General features: G+C 71.4%; 20 protein-coding genes. 14 read left to right on the plus strand and 6 right to left on the minus strand.

All coding sequences use genetic code 11. The annotated features are described in order from the left end of the window. Positions 1-260: 260 nt before the first annotated feature. From AB0M30_RS05760 to AB0M30_RS05770, 3 genes are read left to right on the plus strand one after another with little or no spacing between them, the layout of a single operon-like run. Entirely contained in the window at positions 261-3,266 is a 3,006-nt protein-coding gene (locus tag AB0M30_RS05760) for a BTAD domain-containing putative transcriptional regulator (protein ID WP_364580328.1), read from the plus strand. A 31-nt stretch (positions 3,267-3,297) separates the two neighbouring features. After that, on the plus strand, positions 3,298-4,536 hold the full coding sequence (locus AB0M30_RS05765) for an FAD-dependent monooxygenase (protein ID WP_364580331.1): 1,239 nt from the start codon (positions 3,298-3,300) through the stop codon (positions 4,534-4,536). Between the two features lie 20 nt (positions 4,537-4,556). Beyond that, positions 4,557-4,766 carry a DUF2945 domain-containing protein gene (locus AB0M30_RS05770; protein ID WP_364580334.1) on the plus strand — a complete coding sequence of 70 codons (210 nt, stop codon included), beginning with the start codon at positions 4,557-4,559 and terminating at the stop codon, positions 4,764-4,766. Positions 4,767-4,774: 8 nt separating this feature from the next. Here AB0M30_RS05770 and AB0M30_RS05775 read toward each other — a convergent pair whose 3' ends face one another. Further along, on the minus strand, positions 4,775-5,224 hold the full coding sequence (locus AB0M30_RS05775; RefSeq protein WP_364580337.1) for an HIT family protein: 450 nt from the start codon (positions 5,222-5,224) through the stop codon (positions 4,775-4,777). Between the two features lie 10 nt (positions 5,225-5,234). Further along, entirely contained in the window at positions 5,235-6,353 is a 1,119-nt protein-coding gene (locus AB0M30_RS05780) for a helix-turn-helix domain-containing protein (RefSeq protein WP_364580340.1), read from the minus strand. A gap of 177 nt (positions 6,354-6,530) precedes the next feature. Here AB0M30_RS05780 and AB0M30_RS05785 point away from each other — a divergent pair, with 177 nt between their 5' ends. Beyond that, a complete protein-coding gene (locus AB0M30_RS05785) occupies positions 6,531-7,796 on the plus strand; it encodes a YncE family protein (RefSeq protein WP_364580343.1) in 1,266 nt (421 codons plus the stop codon). Positions 7,797-7,799: 3 nt separating this feature from the next. Here the strand turns inward: AB0M30_RS05785 and AB0M30_RS05790 are convergent, their stop codons facing one another. Both AB0M30_RS05790 and AB0M30_RS05795 read right to left on the minus strand, forming a co-directional pair. Then, a complete protein-coding gene (locus AB0M30_RS05790; RefSeq protein ID WP_364580346.1) occupies positions 7,800-8,213 on the minus strand; it encodes a DUF5655 domain-containing protein in 414 nt (137 codons plus the stop codon). A gap of 17 nt (positions 8,214-8,230) precedes the next feature. After that, positions 8,231-8,704 carry a MarR family transcriptional regulator gene (locus tag AB0M30_RS05795; protein WP_364580349.1) on the minus strand — a complete coding sequence of 158 codons (474 nt, stop codon included), beginning with the start codon at positions 8,702-8,704 and terminating at the stop codon, positions 8,231-8,233. A gap of 221 nt (positions 8,705-8,925) precedes the next feature. On the opposite strand from AB0M30_RS05795, the gene AB0M30_RS05800 reads away from it, so the two are divergent. Further along, positions 8,926-9,633 carry a DUF4142 domain-containing protein gene (locus AB0M30_RS05800; protein ID WP_364580352.1) on the plus strand — a complete coding sequence of 236 codons (708 nt, stop codon included), beginning with the start codon at positions 8,926-8,928 and terminating at the stop codon, positions 9,631-9,633. A 72-nt stretch (positions 9,634-9,705) separates the two neighbouring features. Here the strand turns inward: AB0M30_RS05800 and AB0M30_RS05805 are convergent, their stop codons facing one another. Next, positions 9,706-10,275 (minus strand): TetR family transcriptional regulator, encoded by a 570-nt coding sequence (locus AB0M30_RS05805; RefSeq protein WP_364580354.1) that lies wholly within the window; start codon positions 10,273-10,275, stop codon positions 9,706-9,708. A 97-nt stretch (positions 10,276-10,372) separates the two neighbouring features. Here AB0M30_RS05805 and AB0M30_RS05810 point away from each other — a divergent pair, with 97 nt between their 5' ends. Continuing rightward, on the plus strand, positions 10,373-11,548 hold the full coding sequence (locus tag AB0M30_RS05810; RefSeq protein ID WP_364580357.1) for an FAD-dependent monooxygenase: 1,176 nt from the start codon (positions 10,373-10,375) through the stop codon (positions 11,546-11,548). Positions 11,549-11,592: 44 nt separating this feature from the next. On the opposite strand, the gene AB0M30_RS05815 is transcribed toward AB0M30_RS05810, so the two are convergent. Next, positions 11,593-13,380 carry a helix-turn-helix domain-containing protein gene (locus AB0M30_RS05815; RefSeq protein ID WP_364580360.1) on the minus strand — a complete coding sequence of 596 codons (1,788 nt, stop codon included), beginning with the start codon at positions 13,378-13,380 and terminating at the stop codon, positions 11,593-11,595. 138 nt (positions 13,381-13,518) lie between these two features. Here AB0M30_RS05815 and AB0M30_RS05820 point away from each other — a divergent pair, with 138 nt between their 5' ends. From AB0M30_RS05820 to AB0M30_RS05855, 8 genes are all read left to right on the plus strand, one after another. Next, positions 13,519-13,758, plus strand: a complete 240-nt coding sequence (locus AB0M30_RS05820; protein WP_364580363.1) for a hypothetical protein — start codon at positions 13,519-13,521, stop codon at positions 13,756-13,758. Positions 13,759-13,863: 105 nt separating this feature from the next. Then, positions 13,864-15,513 (plus strand): methane monooxygenase, encoded by a 1,650-nt coding sequence (locus AB0M30_RS05825; protein WP_360185760.1) that lies wholly within the window; start codon positions 13,864-13,866, stop codon positions 15,511-15,513. 15 nt (positions 15,514-15,528) lie between these two features. Then, complete coding sequence (locus AB0M30_RS05830; RefSeq protein WP_364580366.1) at positions 15,529-16,557, plus strand: 2Fe-2S iron-sulfur cluster binding domain-containing protein; 1,029 nt, start codon at positions 15,529-15,531, stop codon at positions 16,555-16,557. An 8-nt stretch (positions 16,558-16,565) separates the two neighbouring features. Then, positions 16,566-17,735, plus strand: coding sequence for a toluene hydroxylase (locus AB0M30_RS05835; RefSeq protein ID WP_364580369.1), 1,170 nt, complete (start codon positions 16,566-16,568; stop codon positions 17,733-17,735). After that, positions 17,732-18,103 carry a propane 2-monooxygenase effector subunit MimD gene (mimD, locus tag AB0M30_RS05840; protein WP_364580372.1) on the plus strand — a complete coding sequence of 124 codons (372 nt, stop codon included), beginning with the start codon at positions 17,732-17,734 and terminating at the stop codon, positions 18,101-18,103. Before AB0M30_RS05835 ends, mimD begins: the two co-directional genes overlap by 4 nt. Positions 18,104-18,239: 136 nt before the next feature. Then, on the plus strand, positions 18,240-19,277 hold the full coding sequence (locus tag AB0M30_RS05845) for an amidohydrolase family protein (protein ID WP_364580375.1): 1,038 nt from the start codon (positions 18,240-18,242) through the stop codon (positions 19,275-19,277). Next, positions 19,274-19,969, plus strand: a complete 696-nt coding sequence (locus AB0M30_RS05850) for an iron-sulfur cluster assembly protein (protein WP_364580378.1) — start codon at positions 19,274-19,276, stop codon at positions 19,967-19,969. The genes AB0M30_RS05845 and AB0M30_RS05850 overlap by 4 nt, the downstream gene beginning before the upstream one ends. Then, positions 19,966-20,991 (plus strand): NAD(P)-dependent alcohol dehydrogenase, encoded by a 1,026-nt coding sequence (locus tag AB0M30_RS05855; protein WP_364580381.1) that lies wholly within the window; start codon positions 19,966-19,968, stop codon positions 20,989-20,991. Before AB0M30_RS05850 ends, AB0M30_RS05855 begins: the two co-directional genes overlap by 4 nt. Positions 20,992-20,996 lie beyond the last annotated feature (5 nt).

The raw sequence follows: 20,996 nt of genomic DNA on the forward strand, positions 1-20,996 counted from the left end.
TGGGGCGGTCTGGCCAGTCCGGTTCGCCGGGGGCTGGCCGGCGGGTGCTTGGGGTCTGGGCGGTCTGGATCGCCTGAGACCGGTCGCCGGGTGCTGGGGGCTGTCTGGCCGGTCCGGGTTCACCGGAAGCCGACCTGTGGGTGCTTGCGGTCTGGCCGGTCCCGTTCGCCGGGGGCCGGCCGGCGGGTGCCTGTGGCGCGGCCGGTCCGATTCACCGAAAGCCGGCCACCGAACCCTCGCACTGGGCCAGAATCGTCGGCGTGCAGTTCGCCATCCTCGGGCCGGTCGAAGCCCACCGTCCCGATGGGACCCCGGTCGCCCTCGGCGGGCCCCAGCTGCGGGGGCTGCTCGCCCTCCTCGCCCTCGACGCCGGGCGCGTCATCAGTGCCGAGCGGCTGATCGACGGCCTGCACGGAGAGCACCCGCCCGAGGGCGCGGCCGAAGCCCTCCAGTCCCAGGTCTCGCGGCTGCGACGCCGCCTGCGCGACGGCGGCGCGCCCGAGGGCCTGGTGGAATTCACCCCCGCCGGGTACCGGCTGGCCGTCGATCCCGAGGACGTCGATGTCCACCGGTTCGAGCGGCTCACCGCGCAAGCGCGGGAAACCCCCGATCCCGCGACGAAGCTGTCGATGTTCACCGAAGCGCTCGCGTTGTGGCGTGGCCCGGCGCTCGACGGGCTCGCCGACCCGCCGCGCGCGGCCCGCCTGGCGGAACTGCGGCTGGCCGCGACCGAGGACCGCGTCGAAGCCGGGCTGGCGCTCGGCCACCACGACCGGCTCGTCGCCGAGCTGCGGGAACTGACCGGCGAGCACCCGCTGCGCGAACGCCTCACCGCCCAGCTCGTGCGCGCGCTGCACGGCAGCGGCCGGTCCGCCGAAGCGCTGGCGGTGTTCGCGGAGATGCGGGAGCGCTTGGCCGACGAACTCGGCGCCGACCCGTCGGCCGAGCTCGCGGACGCGCACACCGCGGTCCTGCGGGCCGCCGCGCCCGTCCCGGCCCGCCGGGTGCCGGTGCCGCTCACCGGGTTCGTCGGCCGCGCCGAGCTCGACCGGCTCACCGCGGCCCTGCGCGACGCCCGGCTCGTCACGCTCACCGGACCGGGCGGCGCGGGCAAGACCCGGCTCGCCGTCGAAGCCGCGGCCCGGGCGGCGGGCGAGGTGTGTTTCGCCGAGCTCGCGACGACCACCGAGGTCCCGCGCACCGTCCTGGCCGCGCTGGGCCTGCGTGAACAGGGCGTGCTGACACCCGGCGCGGCCGCGGACCCGGCCGACCGCCTGGTGGCCGGGCTCGCCGACCGGCCGCTGCTGCTGGTCCTCGACAACTGCGAACACGTCGTCGCCGAGGCCGCGCGGCTGGCCCGGCGCCTGCTGGGCGAGTGCCCCGGCCTGCGCGTGCTGGCGACCAGCCGGGAGGCACTGGGCCTGACCGGCGAGACGCTGGTGCCGGTCGGCACGCTGCCCGCCGGCGCCGCGGCCCGGCTGTTCACCGACCGGGCCGCGGCCGTCGCGCCCGGCGCGGCACCCGACCCGGGCGCGGTCACCCGCATCTGCGCCGCCCTCGACGGCCTCCCACTGGCCATCGAGCTCGCGGCCGCCCGGCTGCGGTCGCTGTCCGCGGACGACGTCGCCGCCCGGCTCGGCGACCGGTTCCGGCTCCTGTCGCGCGGCGACCGGACCGCCGAACCGCGGCACCGGACCCTGCGCGGCGTCGTCGAATGGAGCTGGGACCTGCTGGAACCGGAAGAGCGGCTGCTGGCCGGCCGGTTCGCGGTGTTCGCCGGCGGCGCCCGGCCGGGGGCGGTCGAGGCCGTGTGCGACGTCCCCGACGCCGACACGGTGCTGACCGGCCTGGTCGAGAAGTCCTTCGTCGAGTTCGGTGGCGGCCGGTACCGGATGCTGGAGACCATCCGCGCGTTCTGCGCCGAGCAGGGCGACGACCGGCGCGCGGCGCACGCGCGGTACTTCCTGGACTTCGCGGTGGCCCGCGAGCCGAAACTGCGTGGTGCGGACCAGCTGAACGCCCTGGCCGAGCTGACCGCCGAACACACCGACCTGCACGCGGCCCTGCGCTGGAGCGCCACCGAAGAGCCGGAGACCGCGCTGCGGCTCCTCGCGGCGCTGTCCTGGTACTGGTGGCTGAGCGGCCGGCGGAGCGAGGGGACGCCGATCGCGGACACCGTGCTCGCCGCCGCCGGTCCCGAACCGCCGCCGGGACTGGCCGAGGAGTACGTCGTCTGCGTGATCCAGGCGTCGGACACCGACGTCGAGATCGAGCCGATCCTGCGGCGGCTCGACGGGCCGCTGCGGTACCCGTACCTCTTCCTGCTGTGGGCGTTTTCCCCGCGCACCAAGGCCGAAGACGGCGAACGGCTGGCCGCGCTGATCGGCCCGGACGCCTGGTCCCGGGCGTTCGCCCGGATCGGAGACGGCCTCGGCGCGCAGTACCGCGGCCGGATCGCCGAAGCCGAAGCGCACTTTTCGGCCGCACTGGACGCCTTCCGCACCTTGGGCGACCGCTGGGGCGAAGCGAGCGCGCTGGAGAAACTCGCGGAGTTCGCGGACTGGCGCGGCGACCACGCGCGGTTCCGCGAGCTGATGGACGAGTCCGTCCGGCTGGCCGCCGAACTCGGCGCGGCCGAAGACGCCGCCGACCTGCTGTGCCGCCGCGCCGACGGCGTCCTGCGGCAAGGGGACGCCGAAGCCGCGAAGGCCGACTACGAAGCCGCCGCCGAGCAAGCGCGCGCCGCGGGCACTCCGGTGACCCTCGCCCGGGCCCGCGGCGGCCTGGGCGAGCTCGCCCGGCGAGCGGGCGACCTGGCCACGGCCCGGCGCTGGTACACCTCGGCGCTCGCCCTGGCCGCCGACCCGGTGACCGGCGGCGAGACGCGGATCCGCGTCCACACCGGCTTCGGCTGGACGGCGGCCGCCGAAGGCCGCCTCGAGGAGGCGACCGAGCTGCACCAGGAAGCCCTGGCCACCGCGCTGGAACACGCGAACCTGCCCGGCGCGGCCCAGGCGATCGAAGGACTCGCCGGCGTCCTCGCCGGACGCGACGAGGACGAGCGGGCCGCGTTCCTGCTCGGGGTGGCGGTCGGCCTGCGCGGTGCCCCGGTCAGCGGCGATCCCGATGTCGCGTCGGTGACGGACCGCGTCCGGGCGCGCCTCGGCGCCGGGGCCTACGCCGAGGCGTTCGACCGCGGCCGCGAACTGCCGCCCGAGCAGGCGGTCGAGGAGGCCGGTCAGCGGCGGTTCGCGCTCGGTTCGTGAACGGTCAGCGGCGCGGGCGATCCTTCGGGGCATGACGAAGAACATCCTGATCTCCGGCGCCAGCATCGCCGGCCCCGCCCTCGCCTTCTGGCTGCACCGCCACGGCTTCGACGTCACCGTCGTCGAGCGCGCCCCGAGCCTGCGCGAAGGCGGCTACAAGGTCGACATCCGCGGTGTCGCGGTCGACGTCGTCCGCCGGATGGGCCTGCTGGAGCAGGTGCACGCGGCGAGCACCGACATGCGGGGCGCGGCGTTCGTGAACAAGCGCGGCAAGCAGCTGGCCACCCTCGACGCGGACACGTTCGGCTTCCGCCACGGCGACGACACCGAGATCCTGCGCGGCGACCTGGCCCGGATCCTCTACGACGCCACGCGGTCGCACACGGAGTACGTCTTCGGCGACTGGATCACCGGGCTCGACCAGCGTTCTGACGGCGTGGAGGTGACGTTCGCCCACGGCGCGCCCCGCCGGTTCGACCTGGTGGTCGGCGCGGACGGCCTGCACTCCGGCGTCCGCGCGCTGGCGTTCGGCCCGGAAGAGGACTACCTGCGCCGCTTCGACGCCTACATCTCGATCTCGACGGTGCCCAACAGCTTCGAGCTGGACCGCTGGGAGCTGCTGCACTCGGCGGCGCCGGGCAAGATGGTCAACGTCTACAGCACGGCGCGGGCGGCCGACGCGAAGGCGGCGTTCTGGTTCACCGCACCCCCGCTGACCTACGACCGCCGCGACGTCGACGGCCAGAAGGCCCTGGTGGCGGACCGGTTCGCCGGCCTGGGCTGGGAAATCCCGAAGCTGCTGGAGGCGATGCGCGAAGCGGACGACTTCTACTTCGACCCGGTGTGCCAGATCGTGCTGGACAAGCTGTCGGCGGGCCGGGTGACGCTGCTCGGCGACGCGGGCTACTGCGCGTCACCGGCCTCGGGGCAGGGCACGAGCCTGGCGCTGGCGGGCGCGTACGTCTTGGCGGGCGAACTGGCCACTTCGGACGACATCACGACGGCGCTGTCCCGGTACGAAACCACGATGCGGCCGTTCATCGAGAAGAACCAGGCGCTGGCGAAGACGGCGTTGCGCGGGATCATCCCGCAGTCCCGGGCGTTCGCGTGGTTCAACACCCGGATGATCAAGCTGATGCCGTACCTGCCGGGCCGCAACCGGGTGCTGGAGCAGATGTCCCGCCCGATCCGCGAAGCGGCGAACGCTTTGGAGCTGAAGGACTACGCGGTCGTCAGCCAGTCGTCCATCCGTAACGGGTACGCGCGGTGAGCACGGGTACCCGCAGCACCATGACCAAGGAATTCAAGAAGGGCGACCGCGTCCGGTGGGACGCGGGCAACCAGAGTTCGATCGGCACGGTCGAAGAGAAGATCACGGAGGACACCCACGCCGGCAAGCGGGACGTGAAGGCGTCACCCGACAACCCGCAGTACCTCGTCCGCAGCGAGAAGTCCGGGAAGACCGCCGTGCACCACCCGGACAAGCTGCACAGGGCTTGAACCAAGGCTTAACGCGCCGCGCGGACCTTCGCCGCGACCTCCGTCAGCTCCTCCTTCGTCCGCACCCGCCAGTCGGCGTTCATGACGAAGCCGTCGCCCGCGAAGCGGGGGATCACGTGCAGGTGGACGTGGGGGATCTCCTGGCCCGCCGCCTTGCCGTCGGCCAGGAACAGGTTGATCGCCTCGCACCGCAGGTCCGTGCGCCGCAACGCCGCCGCCAGCTCCTGGGCGATCGTGAACATCCGCGCGCCGGCGGAAGCCGGGAGCGAAGCCAGGTCCGCGTGGTGGGCCCGGGGGAGGACCAGCAGGTGGCCGGTCGTCACCGGGCGCAGGTCGACGAGCGCGACGAAGTCGTCGTCCTCGTGCACGAAGGCCGCCGGGGCCTGGCCGGAGCCGATCGCGCAGAAAACGCATTCTCCGGTCGACGTGGTCGCCGGCATGCGGCGGAGTTCAGCCATGCGGGTGACCCTATCGACCGTCGAGCCAGTGGTGCAGGGCCCACCACGACCGGACGGCGTCGAGCACGCGGCCGCCGCCGTTTTCGGCCAAGGCCAGCGGGGTGAGCTCGGCCAGCCGGTCGAGGCGGTACCGGACGGTGTTGGGGTGCAGGTGCAGCGCCTCGGCCGTGGTGCGCAGGCGCTGGCCGTGGTCGAGGTAGGCCAGTGCCGTCGCGGCCAGCTCGCGGTGGAACGCGTTGCCCGGGTCGAGCGCGCCGAGCACGCCGGCCGCGAGCAGGTCCGCCAGCAGTGGCTGGGCCGTCAGCGCGATTTCGCCCGCCAGGTCGGTGAGGTCGTGGTAGCCGGGGCCGGCGATCCGGGCCGCCGCGGTACAGAGGCGGTGCACCTCCCGCAGTTCGGGCTGGGCGGCCGGGGGCGCGACGACCACCAGGACGCCCTCGGCGAGCGCGACGCCGGCGGGCGGGCGGGCCGCCAGGCCGGTCAGCCTGCCCTCGACCAGCCCGTACACCCCGCCGAACTCCAGCAGCGCCTGTTCGAGGGTGCGCGCCCGCGCCGGGTCGCTGACGTCGGACACCACGCAGGAGTACCGGCCTCCGGGACGCAGCCCCGCCTGCCGGAGCTCTTCCGGCGTGGGCGGGTGCCCGGCCAGCAGCAGGGTGCGCAGCAGCTGCGTCCGCGCGTCGCGGACCGTCCGGGACAGCTGGAGCTCGGCGGCGTGGTAGCCCTTGACGATGTGTCGCTCCAGCGCACCGGTGTAGCGCTCGGCGTCCAGGATGGTTTCGAGGATGACGTCGTCGGGCAGGCCCGCCGCCCGCGCGCGTTCGACGGCGAAGCGGGCCGCGAGCGTGCGACCGGCCTGGACCCCGCGCAGCAGGTCGGTGAGCGGGACACCCTGCGCGGCCCGGTCGGCGCCCAGCGCCTCGGCGGTGGTGTAGTCCGCGGTGTCGGGGTTCGTCGTCGCGCGCAGCGCGGCCGACAGCAGGAACCGGACGTGCCGCCGGTTCTCGGCTTCCGGCAGCCGTGCGACCTCGGGTGACTCGCTTCGCGCGGCCTTCACCAGCTCGTCGACCACGGCGTCGTCGGCGGCCATCGCGTCCAGCACCTGCCGGAGCAGCGGTGAGGCCGGCACGGCACCCTCCCGTTGTGGCAGGGCCACAACACCGCGTCCGCGATGTTGGGCGAGCGGCCCTACCGGAGCAGCTCCGGTGGCCGGTTATCGTGACAATACCGGACAGTAACCCCGTTCCTTCGCGAAATCCATCGACCGAAGGTCACCACACCTCTTCAGTGCCGAAAGGTGTCTCCCGTGCGCAATTCCCCGGTCCGCCGGAACCGCTCGTACCTCTCCCGCCTGGCCTGCCTCACCGCGTCGGTCGCCCTCCTGGCGACCGGCGCCGCGGTGCCGGCGACCGGCGCGGCGGCCGCCCTGCGGGAGGTGATGTTCGTCGGCAACAACTGGGAAGGCACGGCGGACGTCATCCAGTCGCGCGGCTCGTTCGCCCGCATCGCGCGGGTGAACATCATCCCGGACAAGGACCAGCGCCTGACGGAGATCTACCTCAACCCGATCAAGCTGGCCTTCTTCCTCGGCATCCGCAACGGGCCCGGCGAAGGGCACGACCAGTTCGTCGACGACATGTACACGACACCGGACGGCGGTTCGGTGGTGGCGTCCCGGCCGAGTTTCGCCGACGTCGTCTCGATCAACCTGACGACCGGCCGGATCAACTGGCGCTTCCCGGTGTCGGGTTTCCGCTCCGACCACATGGCGGTCTCGCCGGACGGCCGCCGCGTCGCCGTCTCCGCCTCGACGTCGAACACCGTGCACGTGCTGGACATCGTCACCGGTCAGCAGGTGGGCTCGTTCGCGACCGGGGACAAGCCGCACGAGAACGTCTTCACCGACGGCGGCCGGTACCTCTGGAACATGTCGATCGGCGACGTCAACACCGACCTCGACGACCCGGGCTGGGACTTCACCAAGGGGGACCGGCACATCACGGTCGTCGACGCGGCGACGTTCCGGCAGGTCAAGGTGATCGACATGCGCCAGCGGCTGGACGCCTTCGGCCGCAGTGACCTTTCGGACGCCGTGCGGCCGGTCGCGTTCACCCCGGACGAGTCGAAGCTGTACTTCCAGGTGTCGTTCTTCAACGGTTTCGCCGAGTACGACGTCGCCACCGACAAGATCACGCGGGTCAAGGAACTGCCGAAGAACCCGGCCACCAGCGACGACCGCAAGACCTTCGTCAACGACTCGCGCCACCACGGCATGTCGATGAACCCGGCCGGCACCAAGCTCTGCATCGCCGGGACCATGGACGACTACGCCACGGTCGTCGACCGCGCGTCCCTGCAGCAGGGCACGCTGGTGCCGGCGGTGAAGCCGTACTGGGCGACGGTGAGCGGCGACGGCAAGGCCTGCGTGATTTCCGAGGCCGGCGCCGACCAGGTCACCGCGATCGACTTCGCGACCGGGCAGAAGCTCGTTTCGGTGCCGGTCGGCGACCACCCGCAGCGGGTCCGCATCGGCCACGTGCCCGACGGCTGGACGGGACCCACGGGTTCCTGAACCTCAGGAGACGGCGAAGGCCGCGGTCAGCCAGCCGCGGACTTCGCCGTCCACATCGGACACCGCGCGCAGGCTGAGCTTGTGCCCGACACGCGGCCCGCTCGCCCAGCTCGCCGGGGCGATGCGGGCCGTTTCGACCGGGCTCGGCAGCCACAGGTACACCAGCACGTCCCGCGACCGCGGGCGCAGCTCCGCCAGTTTCCGGTCCCGCTTCAGGAACACCCCGACCTTGACGGCGTCTTCGTGGACGTCGCCGAGCGTGCGCAGGTGCTCGAGGACGGCGTCGTAGACCTCGCGCTGCCACGGGGCCTTGCCGGCGAAGGTCTCCTCGACCGTGCAACCGGGGACGCACGTGTGCCCCTGCCCGGCGCGGGCGAACTCGCGGTCGCAGCGCGGGCACGTCCACCGGGTCGGCATGCCGTCCAGGATGGCACTCACAGCGCGGCCGGGAGCGCCGGGATGGTGGCGGCCGCGTGCACCAGCTGCCGGGCCGCCTCGGCCGCGGCCGTCCGCTGCGACGGCGGCAGCTTGTCCAGCAGCGCCCCCAGCGCGGCCTGCCGCCGCTCGAGCATCCGCGCCACGATCTCGTGCCCGGTCCCGGTGACCTCCAGCGTGACGACGCTGCGGTTGCCGGGGCTGCGGCCGCGCACCACGTAACCGAGGGCTTCCAGGCGGTCGGCCAGCCGCGTCACCGAGGACGCGTTGACGCCCATCGCCGCCGCCAGCTGCGAGCTCGGGACCCGGCCGAGGCGGTCGAGGACCAGCAGCAGCCGCGACTGCGGGAACGACACCTCCGGCGGGGCCGCGTGCGCGCATTCCCAGGCGATCCCGACCAGGACCACGGTGAGGCCGTCGAGGGCGGCCACGTCCGGGTCGGCGCCCGGGGCCGCGTTTCCGAGGGGTTGCATGGCGCAATACTTGCCAATCGCAAGAGCATCGGTCAAGATGGACATCCCCGGCGCTCGCCGGCGGTGTCCGGCCGGTCGGCCATTGCTTCATTTTTCCGTGGCCGAGGGCTGCCCGCTTCACTGATTCCGTTGGCACGTAAGACATTCATAAGGATTTCGCTGAACCTCCGCCTGACGGCGTCCGTGTTCCCGGTACCGAACTGCCGTCAGAAGGAGGAAGCATGCCGGATCACCGTGGCATGACCAGCCGTGCCAAGGCCCGGACCGCGCTGGTCGTCGTGGCCACGCTCGCCGTGGTCGGCGTCGGCTCGGTCATGGTGCTGAACGCCAGCGCCCAGACCGCGCCCGGCTCGACGCAGGCGCAGGTCCCGGCGCACGACATGGCCGGCATGCAGATGGGCTCCGCCGCCCAGGCCGCGGCCACGAACGACGTGGCCGGCGCCGGGCCGGTCACCGAGCTCGACAAGACGTTCCTGGTCAAGGTCCGCCAGGCCGGGCTCTGGGAGATTCCCGCGGGGGACCTGGCGCAGACCCACGCCAGCAGCGAACAGGTGAAGCGCGCCGGGCTGCACCTGCTGGACGGGCACTCGCACCTCGACCAGCTCGTCCGCGAGGACGCGAAGATCCTCGGCGTGACGCTGCCGGACCAGGCCACCGCCGAACAGCAGGGCTGGGTCCGCCAGCTGACCGACGCCCAGGGCCTGGAGTTCGACAAGCTGTTCGCGAACCTGCTCCGCGCCTCGCACGGCAAGATCTTCGCGACCATCGCCGAAGTCCGCGCCGGCACGCAGAACGACGTCATCCGGCGGCACGCCACGCAGGCGAACCAGACCGTCCTGGACCACATGACGGTCCTGGAGGACACCGGGCTGGTCGACGCGAAGACGATCGCCGACGTCGCCGCGGCGGTGAACCCGCCGGCGAAGTAACCGACGCGATCGGTTCTGGGGAAGGAGAGCCGCCCGCCGGGGAACCCCGGGTCCGGGCGGCTCTCGTCCGGTTCAGCCGCCTGCCAGGTAGCGCTGCACGGTCGGGGCGATCTCGTCGACGACGTCGGCCGGGGTCAGCGCGACCACCGGTGGCAGGCGCAGGACGTACCGTGTCAGCGCCAGGCCGAGCAGCTGGCTCACGACCAGCCCGGCGCGCCGCGCGGCGTCGGCCGGGCTGCCGAACCGCAGCACCGCCGGCGTGACCTGGCCGGCGAACACCTGCCGGATCTTTTCGATCACGGCGTCGTCGGCGACCGCCGACCGCAGCAGCGTCAGCAGGATCTCGCCGGTCGGTGGGCCCTCCCACAGGGCGAGGAACTGCCGGACCAGCAGCTCGCCGACCGTGTCCGGGTCGGCCGCGCCCAGGTCCGGCAGGTCGAGCGCGACGTCCACGGCCGCCGCGAACAGGCCGTCCTTGCTGCCGTAGTAGCGCATCACCATCGACGGGTCGATGGCCGCGTCCGCGGCGATCGCGCGGATCGTCGCGCGCCGGAAGCCGTCGGCGGCGAACCGGCGGCGCGCGGCCTCGAGGATGGCCGCCCGGGTCGCGTCGGACCGGCGGGGGGAAGGCTCGTCAACCATGTCAACAAGTGTAGGCCAACATCTGTTGACATGCCACGCGGGGCAGGCCTACAGTCGATGTCAACAGTTGTTGGCAAACCGATCCGAGGAGCCCGCCATGACCACCTCCCTGCCGGCCAGGACCGACGTGCTCGTCGTGGGCGCCGGCCCCGCCGGGCTGGCCGCCGCGATCACCCTCGCCGAGGCCGGGGTCGACTTCGTGCTGCTCGACCGCCTGGCCGAAGGGGCGAACACCTCCAGGGCGTGCGTGGTGCACGCCAGAACCCTGGAGGTGCTGGCCGAACTCGGCGTCACCGAGCGGCTGAAGGAGGAGGGCGTCGTGGTCCCGAGGTTCACCGTCCGCGACGGCGCTTCGGTGCTCGCCACGGTGCCCTTCGGCGGGCTGCCCACCGCCTTCCCGTACACGCTGATGGTGCCGCAGGAGCGCACCGAAGCCGTGCTGCTGGCGCGGCTGCGCGAAGCCGGTGGTGACGTGCGCCGCCCGTACCGGGTCACCGCGCTCGCCGGGGACGACACCGGCGTCACGGTCACGGTCTCGGATGCCGACGGCACGCCGGGCACGGTCCGCGCGCGGTACGTGATCGGCGCCGACGGCATGCACAGCACCGTGCGCGAGCAGGCGGGCATCGCGTTCACCGGCTCCAGCTACGCCGAGTCCTTCGTGCTGGCCGACGTCCGGATGAACTGGCCGCTGGCCCGGGACGAAGTCAGCCTGCACCTGTCGCCGGAGGGCGTGACGGTGGTCGCCCCGCTACCCGGCGCCCCCGACCGCTACCGCGTGGTCGCGACCGTCGCCGAAGCCCCGGAGCGGCCGGGGATCGCCGACGTGCAGTCCATTGTGGACGCGCGTGGCCCGGAGGGCGGCCGCACCCGCGTCACCGAGGTGCTGTGGAGCTCCCGGTTCCGCGTGCACCACCGCGTGGCCGAGCACTACCGGGCCGGCCGGGTCCTCCTGGCGGGCGACGCGGCCCACGTGCACAGCCCGGCAGGCGGCCAGGGCATGAACACCGGCATCCAGGACGCGGTCGCGCTGGGCCGCCTGCTGGCGCGGGTCGTCGCCGGCGAGCCGGCCACGATCCTCGACGGCTACGAGACCACGCGACGCCCGGTGGCGACGGAGGTGGTGGCGTTCACCGACCGCATGACGCGGATGGCCACCCTGCGCCCCCGCCCGGCGCGGCTGCTGCGCAACACGGTGCTGAAGGCGGCCTTCTCACTCCCGCCGGTGCGCGCGAAGCTGGCCTACCAGCTGGCGGAGCTCGCGGCCCGCTGAAGGGACTCGTGAGCGGTGGTGCGGATTCTCACCCACAGCACCGCTCACCGGGCCGGCGGCACGATGCCGTACTCGTGGATCTTGCGGTAGATCGTCGCCCGGGAGATGCCCAGCAGCTTCGCCGCCCTGACCTTGTTGCCGTCCGCGTCCTCCAGGCACCGCACGATGGCGTCGCGCTCGATCGACTCGAAGCGGTTCAGCGGCCGCCGGGTCACCGCGTGGAACTCCGCCGGGAGGTCGCCGGGGCGGATGGTGCCGGCGCGGCGGCGCTGGGCGACCTTGCGCAGCACCTGGTGGAGCTGGCCGGTGTTGCCCGGCCACTCCGCCCGCATCAGCAGGTGCAGGGCCGCGGCCGAACACGTCAGCCGGCCGCCGTAGCCGAGCTTGCTCAAGACCAGCGGGACGAGTTCGGCGAGGTCTTCGACGTGGTGGCGCAGCGGCGGCACGCGCACCGTCCGGGGGAAGAACTTCAGCAGCTCGGCCAGCGCCGGTTCGGTCTCGGCCTCCGGCACGAGCGTGACCACCACCCACGGCGCGCTCGCGTCCTCGCGCAGGGTCCGCAGGACCGCGGCCAGCGCGGTGGCCGCCGGCGCCGCCAGCCGGTCGGCGTGCCGGATCACCAGCGTGCGGATCGGGGCTTCGGCGTGCTCGCGCGGCAGCGCGGCCCAGTCCGTGCCGGGCGCTGCCGCGTCGACGGTCAGCAGCCGCGCCGCCGGGTGGTGGCGCTGGTGCAGGCCCTTCGTCAAGGTCAGCTTGCCGGTGCCGGGCTCGCCTTCGAGCGCGACCCACTCGCCGCGCTGGTGGCCGCGGTCGAGGTCGTGCCCGCAGCGCTGCCACAGCGGCGCCGAGCCGACGACACCCGGCAGGTACATCGGCAGCATCGGCGTCGGGACGGCCAACGGCTCCTCGGCCTCGATCAGCTTCACCGACAGCACGCCACCCGCGGTCTCGGATTCGCGCCGGCCCGCGACCCGGCGGCACAGCACCCGCACCCGCAGCCCGCTGGACAGGGACAGCGTCGCCGGGGTCCGGCGGCCCTCGGCCAGCGCTTCGGTGGCGTGGCCGAGCAGCACCGACTGGTCGGCCGGGTCCAGCAGCTGCCGGGCCCGGTCGTTCATCATCACGATGTCTTCGTTGAACGCCAGCACGATGCCCGTCCACCGGCGGCAGGTCTGCAGGTAGGCCTGGAAGAGCATCATCTCCCGCAGGTCGCTGTGCCGCAGCAGGGCCTGGCGGATCTGCTCGGCCGTCGAGCGGGCCAGCGCGACGAGCAGGCCGCCCGCGTCCTTGTGCCAGCAGGTGAGGTCGACGGCGCCGACCTTCTTGCCCGAGATCGGGTGGTGGATCGGCACCCCCGCGCAGGCCAGGTTCTCCAGGTGCTCGGCGTAGTGCTCGTGCCCGAACACCGTCGTCGGGCGGCCGTCCTCCAGCGCGGTGCCGATGCCGTTGGTGCCGACGGACTGCTCGCCGTAGCTGAACCCGGGTACCAGCTCGACGCGCTCGAGGTGCCGGGCCAGGTCGGCGTCGCCGGTCCGCTGGGTGAGCACGACACCGCCCGGGTCGGTGAGGATGAGGCTGATCGGCTGGCCCTCGAACTGCTCACCCAGCTTGTGCAGCACCGGTTCGGCGCCGCGCATGAGCGGGATGTCGAGGTTCTGGTCGCCGAGGTAGAGCGGGTCGATCCGGTCGGCTTCGACCTGGAACTCCCGCGACCGCCGCCACGAGGCCAGGATCGTCGGGCGGACCGTGTCCGCGGGCACCGCTTCGGCGGTCAGGAACCGCACCCGGGTGCGGGCGAGCACGTCGTCGGCGACCAAGGCCGTCTCGTCCACGTGACCTCCAGTTTCCCCGCGGCCCACGTGGGTGCGGGCACACCCGTTGTGCCGCCCGTCCAGCCTAGGCGTGCGAGGGCCGGGCCGGTGTCTCAAATTGAGACGCTCCCGGTGGCGCGGCGGCGGTGCGATGGAGAGATGGCCGCCGAGACGTACAACCCCTGGACGATCGTCAACCTGGTCTTCACGCACCTGGCCGAGCAGGGCCTGCACCCGGAGCTCGGCGCGGCGGGCCACCCCGGCGAGCCCGCCGCCGCGCTGCTGCGCGCGTTCGGGATCGTCCCCACCGTCGAGGGCGACGCGCGCGTGCAGGCCGGGATCCACGACGAGCTGGCCGGGCTGCGCGCCCGGCTGCTCGACCCCGGCGAACCGTCCTGAGCAGCGGTTCTGTCTCAGATTGAGACCCGCGTCCGGCGCGGATGCCCGCCTAATGGTGAGCGCAGGACGCCCTGGGCGGCGAGCTCAGGAGATAAGGAGTGATCCATGAGTCGCCAGAGTGTGGCGAAAGCCCACCAGAAGATCCAGGAACTGTCGTGGGAACCGGCCTACCACACCCCGGTTTCGCACTACGGCACCGACTACACCTTCCGGAAGGCCAAGAAGAAGGACCCGCTGAAGCAGGTCCTCCGCTCGTACTTCCCGATGCAGGAGGAAAAGGACCACCGGGTCTACGGCGCCGAGGACGGCGCGATCCGCGGCAACATGTTCCGCCAGGTCCAGGAACGCTGGCTGGAGTGGCAGAAGCTGTTCCTGTCGATCATCCCGCTGCCGGAGATCTCCGCGGCGCGGGCGATGCCGCTGCTGTTCCGCACGGTCCCGAACCCGGAACTGCACAACGGCCAGGCGATCCAGATGATCGACGAGGTCCGGCACTCGACGATCCAGCAGAACCTCAAGCGCCTGTACATGCAGAACTACATCGACCCGGCGGGCTTCAACTCGAGCCTGCGCAACTTCCAGAACGACTACTGCGGCACCATCGGCCGCCAGTTCGCCGAAGGCTTCATCACCGGTGACGCCATCACCGCGGCCAGCATCTACCTCACGATCGTCGCCGAAACGGCGTTCACGAACACGCTGTTCGTCGCCATGCCGGCCGAAGCCGCCGCGAACGGCGACTACCTGCTGCCCACGGTGTTCCACTCGGTCCAGTCCGACGAATCCCGCCACATCAGCAACGGTTACGCGACGCTGCTGATGGCGTTGTCCGACGAAAGCAACCACCAGCTGCTCGAACGCGACCTGCGGTACGCGTGGTGGAACAACCACGCCGTCGTCGACGCCGCGATCGGTACGTTCATCGAATACGGCACCAAGGACCGCCGCAAGGACCGCGAGAGCTACGCGGAAATGTGGCGCCGCTGGATCTACGACGACTACTACCGCAGCTACCTCGTCCCGCTCGAGAAGTACGGCCTGGTGATCCCGCACGACCTCATCGAGGAGGCGTGGAACCGCATCTGGAACAAGGGCTACGTCCACGAAGTCGCGCAGTTCTTCGCCACCGGGTGGCTCGCCAACTACTGGCGCATCGACCCGATGACCGACGAAGACTTCGAATGGTTCGAGTACAAGTACCCGGGCTGGTACGACAAGTACGGCAAGTGGTGGGAGAACTACAACCGCCTCGCGACGCCGAACGGGCACCACCCGATCGTCGCCGAGGACGTTGGCTACGTGTACCCGCACCGCTGCTGGACGTGCATGGTGCCGTGTCTCATCCGCGAGGACATGGTGGTCGACGAGGTCGACGGCCAGCACCGGACGTACTGCTCGGAGACTTGCCGCTGGACCGACGCCGAGGCGTTCCGGCCCACCTACCAGGGCCGCAGCACCCCGAACATGGGCCAGCTGGTCGGCGCCCGCGAGTGGGAGACGCTCTACCACGGCTGGAACTGGGCCGACGTCGTCTCCGACATGGGCTTCGTCCGCGACGACGGCAAGACCATGGTCGCCCAGCCGCACCTGGACCTGGACCCGAAGAAGATGTGGACGCTCGACCACCTGCGCCGGATGCCCGAGGTGCAGTCGCCGAACGTGCTGCTCAACCAGATGACCGCGGAGCAGCGCGCCGCGTTCGTGGCCGACTACAACCGCCAGGGCCCGGCCGGGCGCCCGGCGCCGCAGGCCTGACGGGCGGGGTCCGGCATGACGGAGAAGCACCGCGTCCGGTTCGAGCCGGTCGGGATCGAGATCGACGTCGCCGAGGACCAGACGATCCTGCGCGCCGCCGCCGAGCAGGGCGTGATGCTCATGCACGGCTGCAAGGAAGGGCAGTGCGCGGCCTGCAAGTCGTTCCTCCTCGACGGCGACGACGTCGAACACGACCGCTATTCGACCTTCGCGCTGCCCGACTACGAAAAGGAGGAAGGCTTCACGCTGCTGTGCCGGGCCCACGCCTACGAAGACCTGACGATCGAGCTGCTCAACTACGACGAGGAGATGATCCAGTCCGGCCTGCCGATCCAGGAGGCGGAGGTCGAGGTCGTGGCGAACGATCCGGTGACCCACGACCTGCGGCACCTGGTCGTCCGGCTGGACGGGGACCTGAAGTTCTTCCCCGGCCAGTACCTGGACTTCGCCGTCCCGGGCACCGAGGAGACGCGGTCGTTCTCGATGGCCAGCACCTCGGCCCGCGACGGGTTGCTGGAGTTCGTCATCAAGATCTACCCCGACGGGCTGTTCTCCCGGTTCCTGGCCGCCGAAGTCGCGGTCGGCGACCGGCTCCGGGTGACCGGCCCGTTCGGGGTGTTCACCCTCCGGGACAACCCGGGCAAGGACCTCGTGTTCGTCGGCGGTGGCGCCGGGATGGCGCCGATCCTGTCCCTGCTGCGGTCCATGGCCGAGCGCGGCATCGACCGGAAGGCGACCTTTTACTACGGTGCCCGCCGCCGCCGTGACCTCTGCTTCGAGGCGGAACTGCGGGAGCTGGAAGCGAAACTGCCCGGCTTCCGGTACGTCCCCGCGCTTTCCGAGCCGGGCGACGAGGACTGGACCGGCGAGACCGGCTTCGTCACCGACGTCCTGCGCCGCGCCGGGATCGACTTGACCGGCGCCGACGCCTACGTCTGCGGGCCGCCGCCGATGGTCGAAGCGGCGCTGGAGCTGCTGCCCGCGCTCGGCGTCGACGGCAAGCGCGTCTTCTACGACAAGTTCACCACCACGGGCGAAGGGTAAGGAAACCCATGACAGCCACCTCCGAACGCAGCGTGCCGAAGCCGGCGTTCACCGACGCCGAAGCGGGCGCGAAGGTCTTCCCGGACTCCACCGCCCGCCAGTACAACTACTTCACCCCGGCCAAGCGCAAGCAGAGCCACTACGAAGACGTCACCGTCGAGGTCCAGCCCGACCCGCGGCACTACCTGTCCCAGGGCTGGCTCTACGCCTTCGCGGACGGCAAGGCCGGATACCCGCTGGAATGGACCGCGCTGAAGGCGTGGGGTTCGGACCGTCCGGTGCCCGAACGCGGTCCCGGGTCCGGCGGCCAGGGCTACGACTGGCCGGCGCACGGCTGGCACGAGTTCCGCGACCCCAACGAGGAGTGGGAGCTCACCCTCTACCGCTACAACGCGAACGTCGTCCGCCAGCTCAACCAGAACATCGACGCCGCGCGCCAGGCCAAGGCGTTCGAGCAGTGGAACCGCAACTGGGTCGACTTCGTCGCCAAGCACGTCGGCGCCTGGATGCACGTCGACCACGGCCTCGGCCTGTACCTGTTCGCCAACGCCAACCGCCGCGCCCCGACGAACATGCACAACAACGCCATTTCGGTGAACAGCATGCACCGCATCCGCGCGGCGCAGGACCTGGCGCTGTACACCCTGACGCTCACCGAGGAGATCGAGGGCTTCGACGGCACCGCCCACCTGGCCACCTGGAACGAGGACCCGGCGTGGCAGGGCGTGCGGGACACCGCCGAGCAGCTGACCGGGATCTGGGACTGGGGTGAGGCGATCTTCGCCGCGAACGTCGTCTTCGAGCCCCTCGTCGGCGAGCTGTTTCGCAGCAACCTGGTCCAGCAGGCCGCGCCGGCGAACGGCGACTTCGTCACTCCGACGCTGATCGGCGCCGAGGAGTTCGACTTCTCCGAACGCGACCTCCGCTACACCAAGCAGCTGTACCACCTGCTGATCAACGACAAGGAGTTCGCCGGCCACAACAAGGCGCTGCTGCAGAAGTGGCTCGAGGACTGGGTGCCGAAGAGCATCGCCGCCGCCCGCGCCCTGCAGCCGCTGTGGTCGCAGCCCGACGCCAAGCCGATCCGGTTCGAGGACGGTCTCGACCGCGTGAAGAGCCGGTTCGCCGGCATCCTGTCCGAATTGGGCCTCAAAGCACCCGAGGAGCTGGGCCAGTGACTGTCTTCAAGACCGCGGAAAGCCCGTTCAAGGCCGACAACACCGCGTCGAACATGTGCGGGTTCACCTTGATGAACAACCAGGTGGGCGCGATCATCGCGGAAGTCATGGGCACCAAGGAGAACGTGACCGTGACCCCGCTGCCGTCGATGATCCGCGTCGACGCCCGGGGCCGGACGGACCTGGTCTACGCCGAGGTCGACGAGGCCGCCGGCGAAGAAGAAGGCTGGTTCAACGCGGCCGAGTTCGAGGAGAGCATGTCCACCCACTACGGGCGGATGATCCACGAAGACGACCGCACGATCATGTTCGCCAACCCCGAGGACGCGGCCGAATACCTCGACTTCGACCTCAAGCCCATCAGCTAGCCCCGCCCCAAGCGCCCCAATGTGGCCTTGGTTGCGTTCAACGCACCGAAGGCCGCCTTGGGTGCGTTGAACGCACCGAAGGCCACATTGGGGCGCTCCGCCCGGCAGTGCTCGATCCCGCTCAGGAGGATCAGGAATGTACGAAAAAGACGGCGAGAAGTACTTCGTGGTGGACGCCCACACCCACTTCTGGGACGCGAGCCCGGACAACTGGGTCGAGGGCCAGGAGGAATACGCCAAGGGCTGGATCGAGTGCTTCCACGCCTACCAGGGACTCGGCCCGAAGGAGACGCACTGGCCGATCGACCGGTTCCAGAAGTACTCCGAGGAACTGATGATGCACGACCTGTTCGAGGTCGGGCACGTCGACACCGCCATCTTCCAGCCGACGAACCTGCGGCAGTGGTACAAGAACGGCTTCAACACCACCGAAGCCGACGCGGCGCTGGCCGAGAAGCACCCCGGCAAGTTTCTCGTCAACACCACCTTCGACCCGCGTGAAGGCGACGAGGGCATGAAGGCCTTCGAGGAACGCGTCAAGCGGTACCACTGCAAGGGCGTCAAGCTCTACACGGCCGAGTGGCGGGGTGACTCCCGCGGCTGGAGCCTGAAGGACCCGGAAGCCTCGCGCTACCTGGAGAAGTGCGAGGAACTCGGCGTCAAGAACGTCCACATCCACAAGGGACCGACGATCTGGCCCCTCGACAAGGACGCCTTCGACGTGTCCGATGTGGACCACGCGGCGACGAACTTCCAGGGCCTGAACTTCATCGTCGAGCACGTCGGCCTGCCGCGCATCGAGGACTTCTGCTTCATGGCCACCCAGGAGCGGAACGTCTACGCCGGCCTGGCCGTCGTCGTCGGCGGCTTGATGCACGCCCGGCCGAAGTTCTTCGCGAAGGTCATGGGCGAGCTGATGTTCTGGCTCGGCGAGGACAAGCTGATCTTCGGGGCGGACTACGCGATCTGGGAGCCGAAGTGGCAGGTCGAGGGGTTCGTCGACTGGAACATGCCCGGTGACGAAGAGCTGTCGGACTTCCCGCCGCTGACCGTCGACCAGAAGAAGAAGATTCTCGGGCTGAACGCCGCCCGCCTCTACGACATCGACGTCCCCGAGGAGCTGAAACTGGCCGACCCGAAGAACGTCGAGCCCGTCGGCGTGCCGAACTCATGACCGCCGTGGTGACCGGGGCCCGCGCCGCCGTGTGGGCGGCGCTGGGCACCGTCCGGGATCCCGAACTGGACGAACCCCTCACCGACCTCGGGTTCGTGGCCCGCTGCGAGGTGAGCGACGCGGGCCACGCCGTCGTCCGGCTGCGGCTGCCGACGTACTTCTGCGCGCCCAACTTCGCCTTCCTGATGGTGGCGGACGCCTACGACGCCGTGGCCGGGGTGCCGGGCCTGACCGGGCTCGACATCCGGCTCGACGACCACTTCGCCTCCGACGTCATCAACCGCGGGGTGGCCGCGCGGCAGGGGTTCGTCGCGTCGTTCGAGGGCGAGGCCGCCGACGAGCTCGACACGCTGCGGTACGACTTCGTCCGCAAGGCCGTGCTGGCCGGCACCGACCGCGTCTGCCGGTCCCTGGGCCGGGACCCGCGATCGCTGACCCTCGGTGACGTCCCGCCGAGCCCCGACCTCGATCGGCTCCGGGCCCGCCGCCGCGAGCTGGGCCTGCCCGCCGGGGACGGCGACCCGCTGCTGCTCGACCCGGCGACGGGGAGAGCGGTAGCCCCGGCCGACGCGAAGCGGCACCTCGCCTTCGCCCGGCTGACGCGCACGAGCATGGAGGCCAACTCGGGCGTCTGCCGCGGCATGCTGCGCGCGCGGTACGCCCTGACCAGCGAAGAGGAGGGCACGGGATGAAGGCCGTGCGGCTGCAGAAGTACCACCAGCACCCGGTGATCGAAGACGTCCCGGAGCCGCGCGCCACCGGGCCCTTCGACGTCGTGGTCAAGATCGGCGGCGCCGGCGTCTGCCGCACCGACCTGCACATCATCGAGGAGCAGTGGGCCGAGAAGTCCGGCGTCGAGCTGCCGTACACGATCGGGCACGAAAACGCGGGCTGGGTGCACGAGGTCGGTCCGGCGGTGACGAACGTCGAGGTCGGCGACACGGTCATCCTGCACCCGACGCCGACGTGCGGGCTGTGCCACGCCTGCCGCGCGGGCGACGACATGCACTGTCCCAACGGGAGCTTCCCGGGCATCGACTCCGACGGCGGGATGGCGGAGTACCTGCTGACGTCGGCGCGGGCGTGCATCAAGCTCGATCCGTCGACCCAGCCCGGTGATGTCGCCGCGCTGGCCGACGCGGGCATCACCGCCTACCACGCGGTGCGCAAGGCCGTCCCGCACCTGTACCCGGGTACCACCTGCGTGGTCAACGGCGCCGGCGGCCTCGGGCACATCGGCATCCAGTCGCTTCGGGCGTTGACGGCCGCCCGGGTGATCGTGGTCGACCGCAACGCCGACGCCCTCGAACTGGCGTCGACCCTGGGCGCCGACGAGACCGTGCTGGCCGACGGCAAGCAGGTCGACGCCGTGCTCGACCTGACCGGCGGCCACGGCGCCGAGGTCGTGCTCGACTTCGTCGCCGAGCAGGGCGCCCAGCAGGACGCCTTCGCGATGACCCGCCGCGCCGGGTCGCACTTCGTCATCGGCTACGGCTCGAACATCGAGATCCCGACGATCGACATCATCTCCACCGAGCGCAACGTCATCGGCAACCTCGTCGGCACCTACAACGACCTGGCCGAGCTGATGGTGCTGGCCCAGGCCGGGAAGGTCACCCTGCACACGAAGAAGTACCCCCTGGACGCGGCGCTCGACGCGCTGGCGGACCTCGACGCCGGGCGCGTGCGCGGCCGGGCCATCCTCACCCCCTAGGAGCA

The organism is Amycolatopsis sp. NPDC051716 (genome assembly GCF_040681595.1).
In the GTDB taxonomy this organism is placed as follows: Bacteria; Actinomycetota; Actinomycetes; order Mycobacteriales; family Pseudonocardiaceae; genus Amycolatopsis.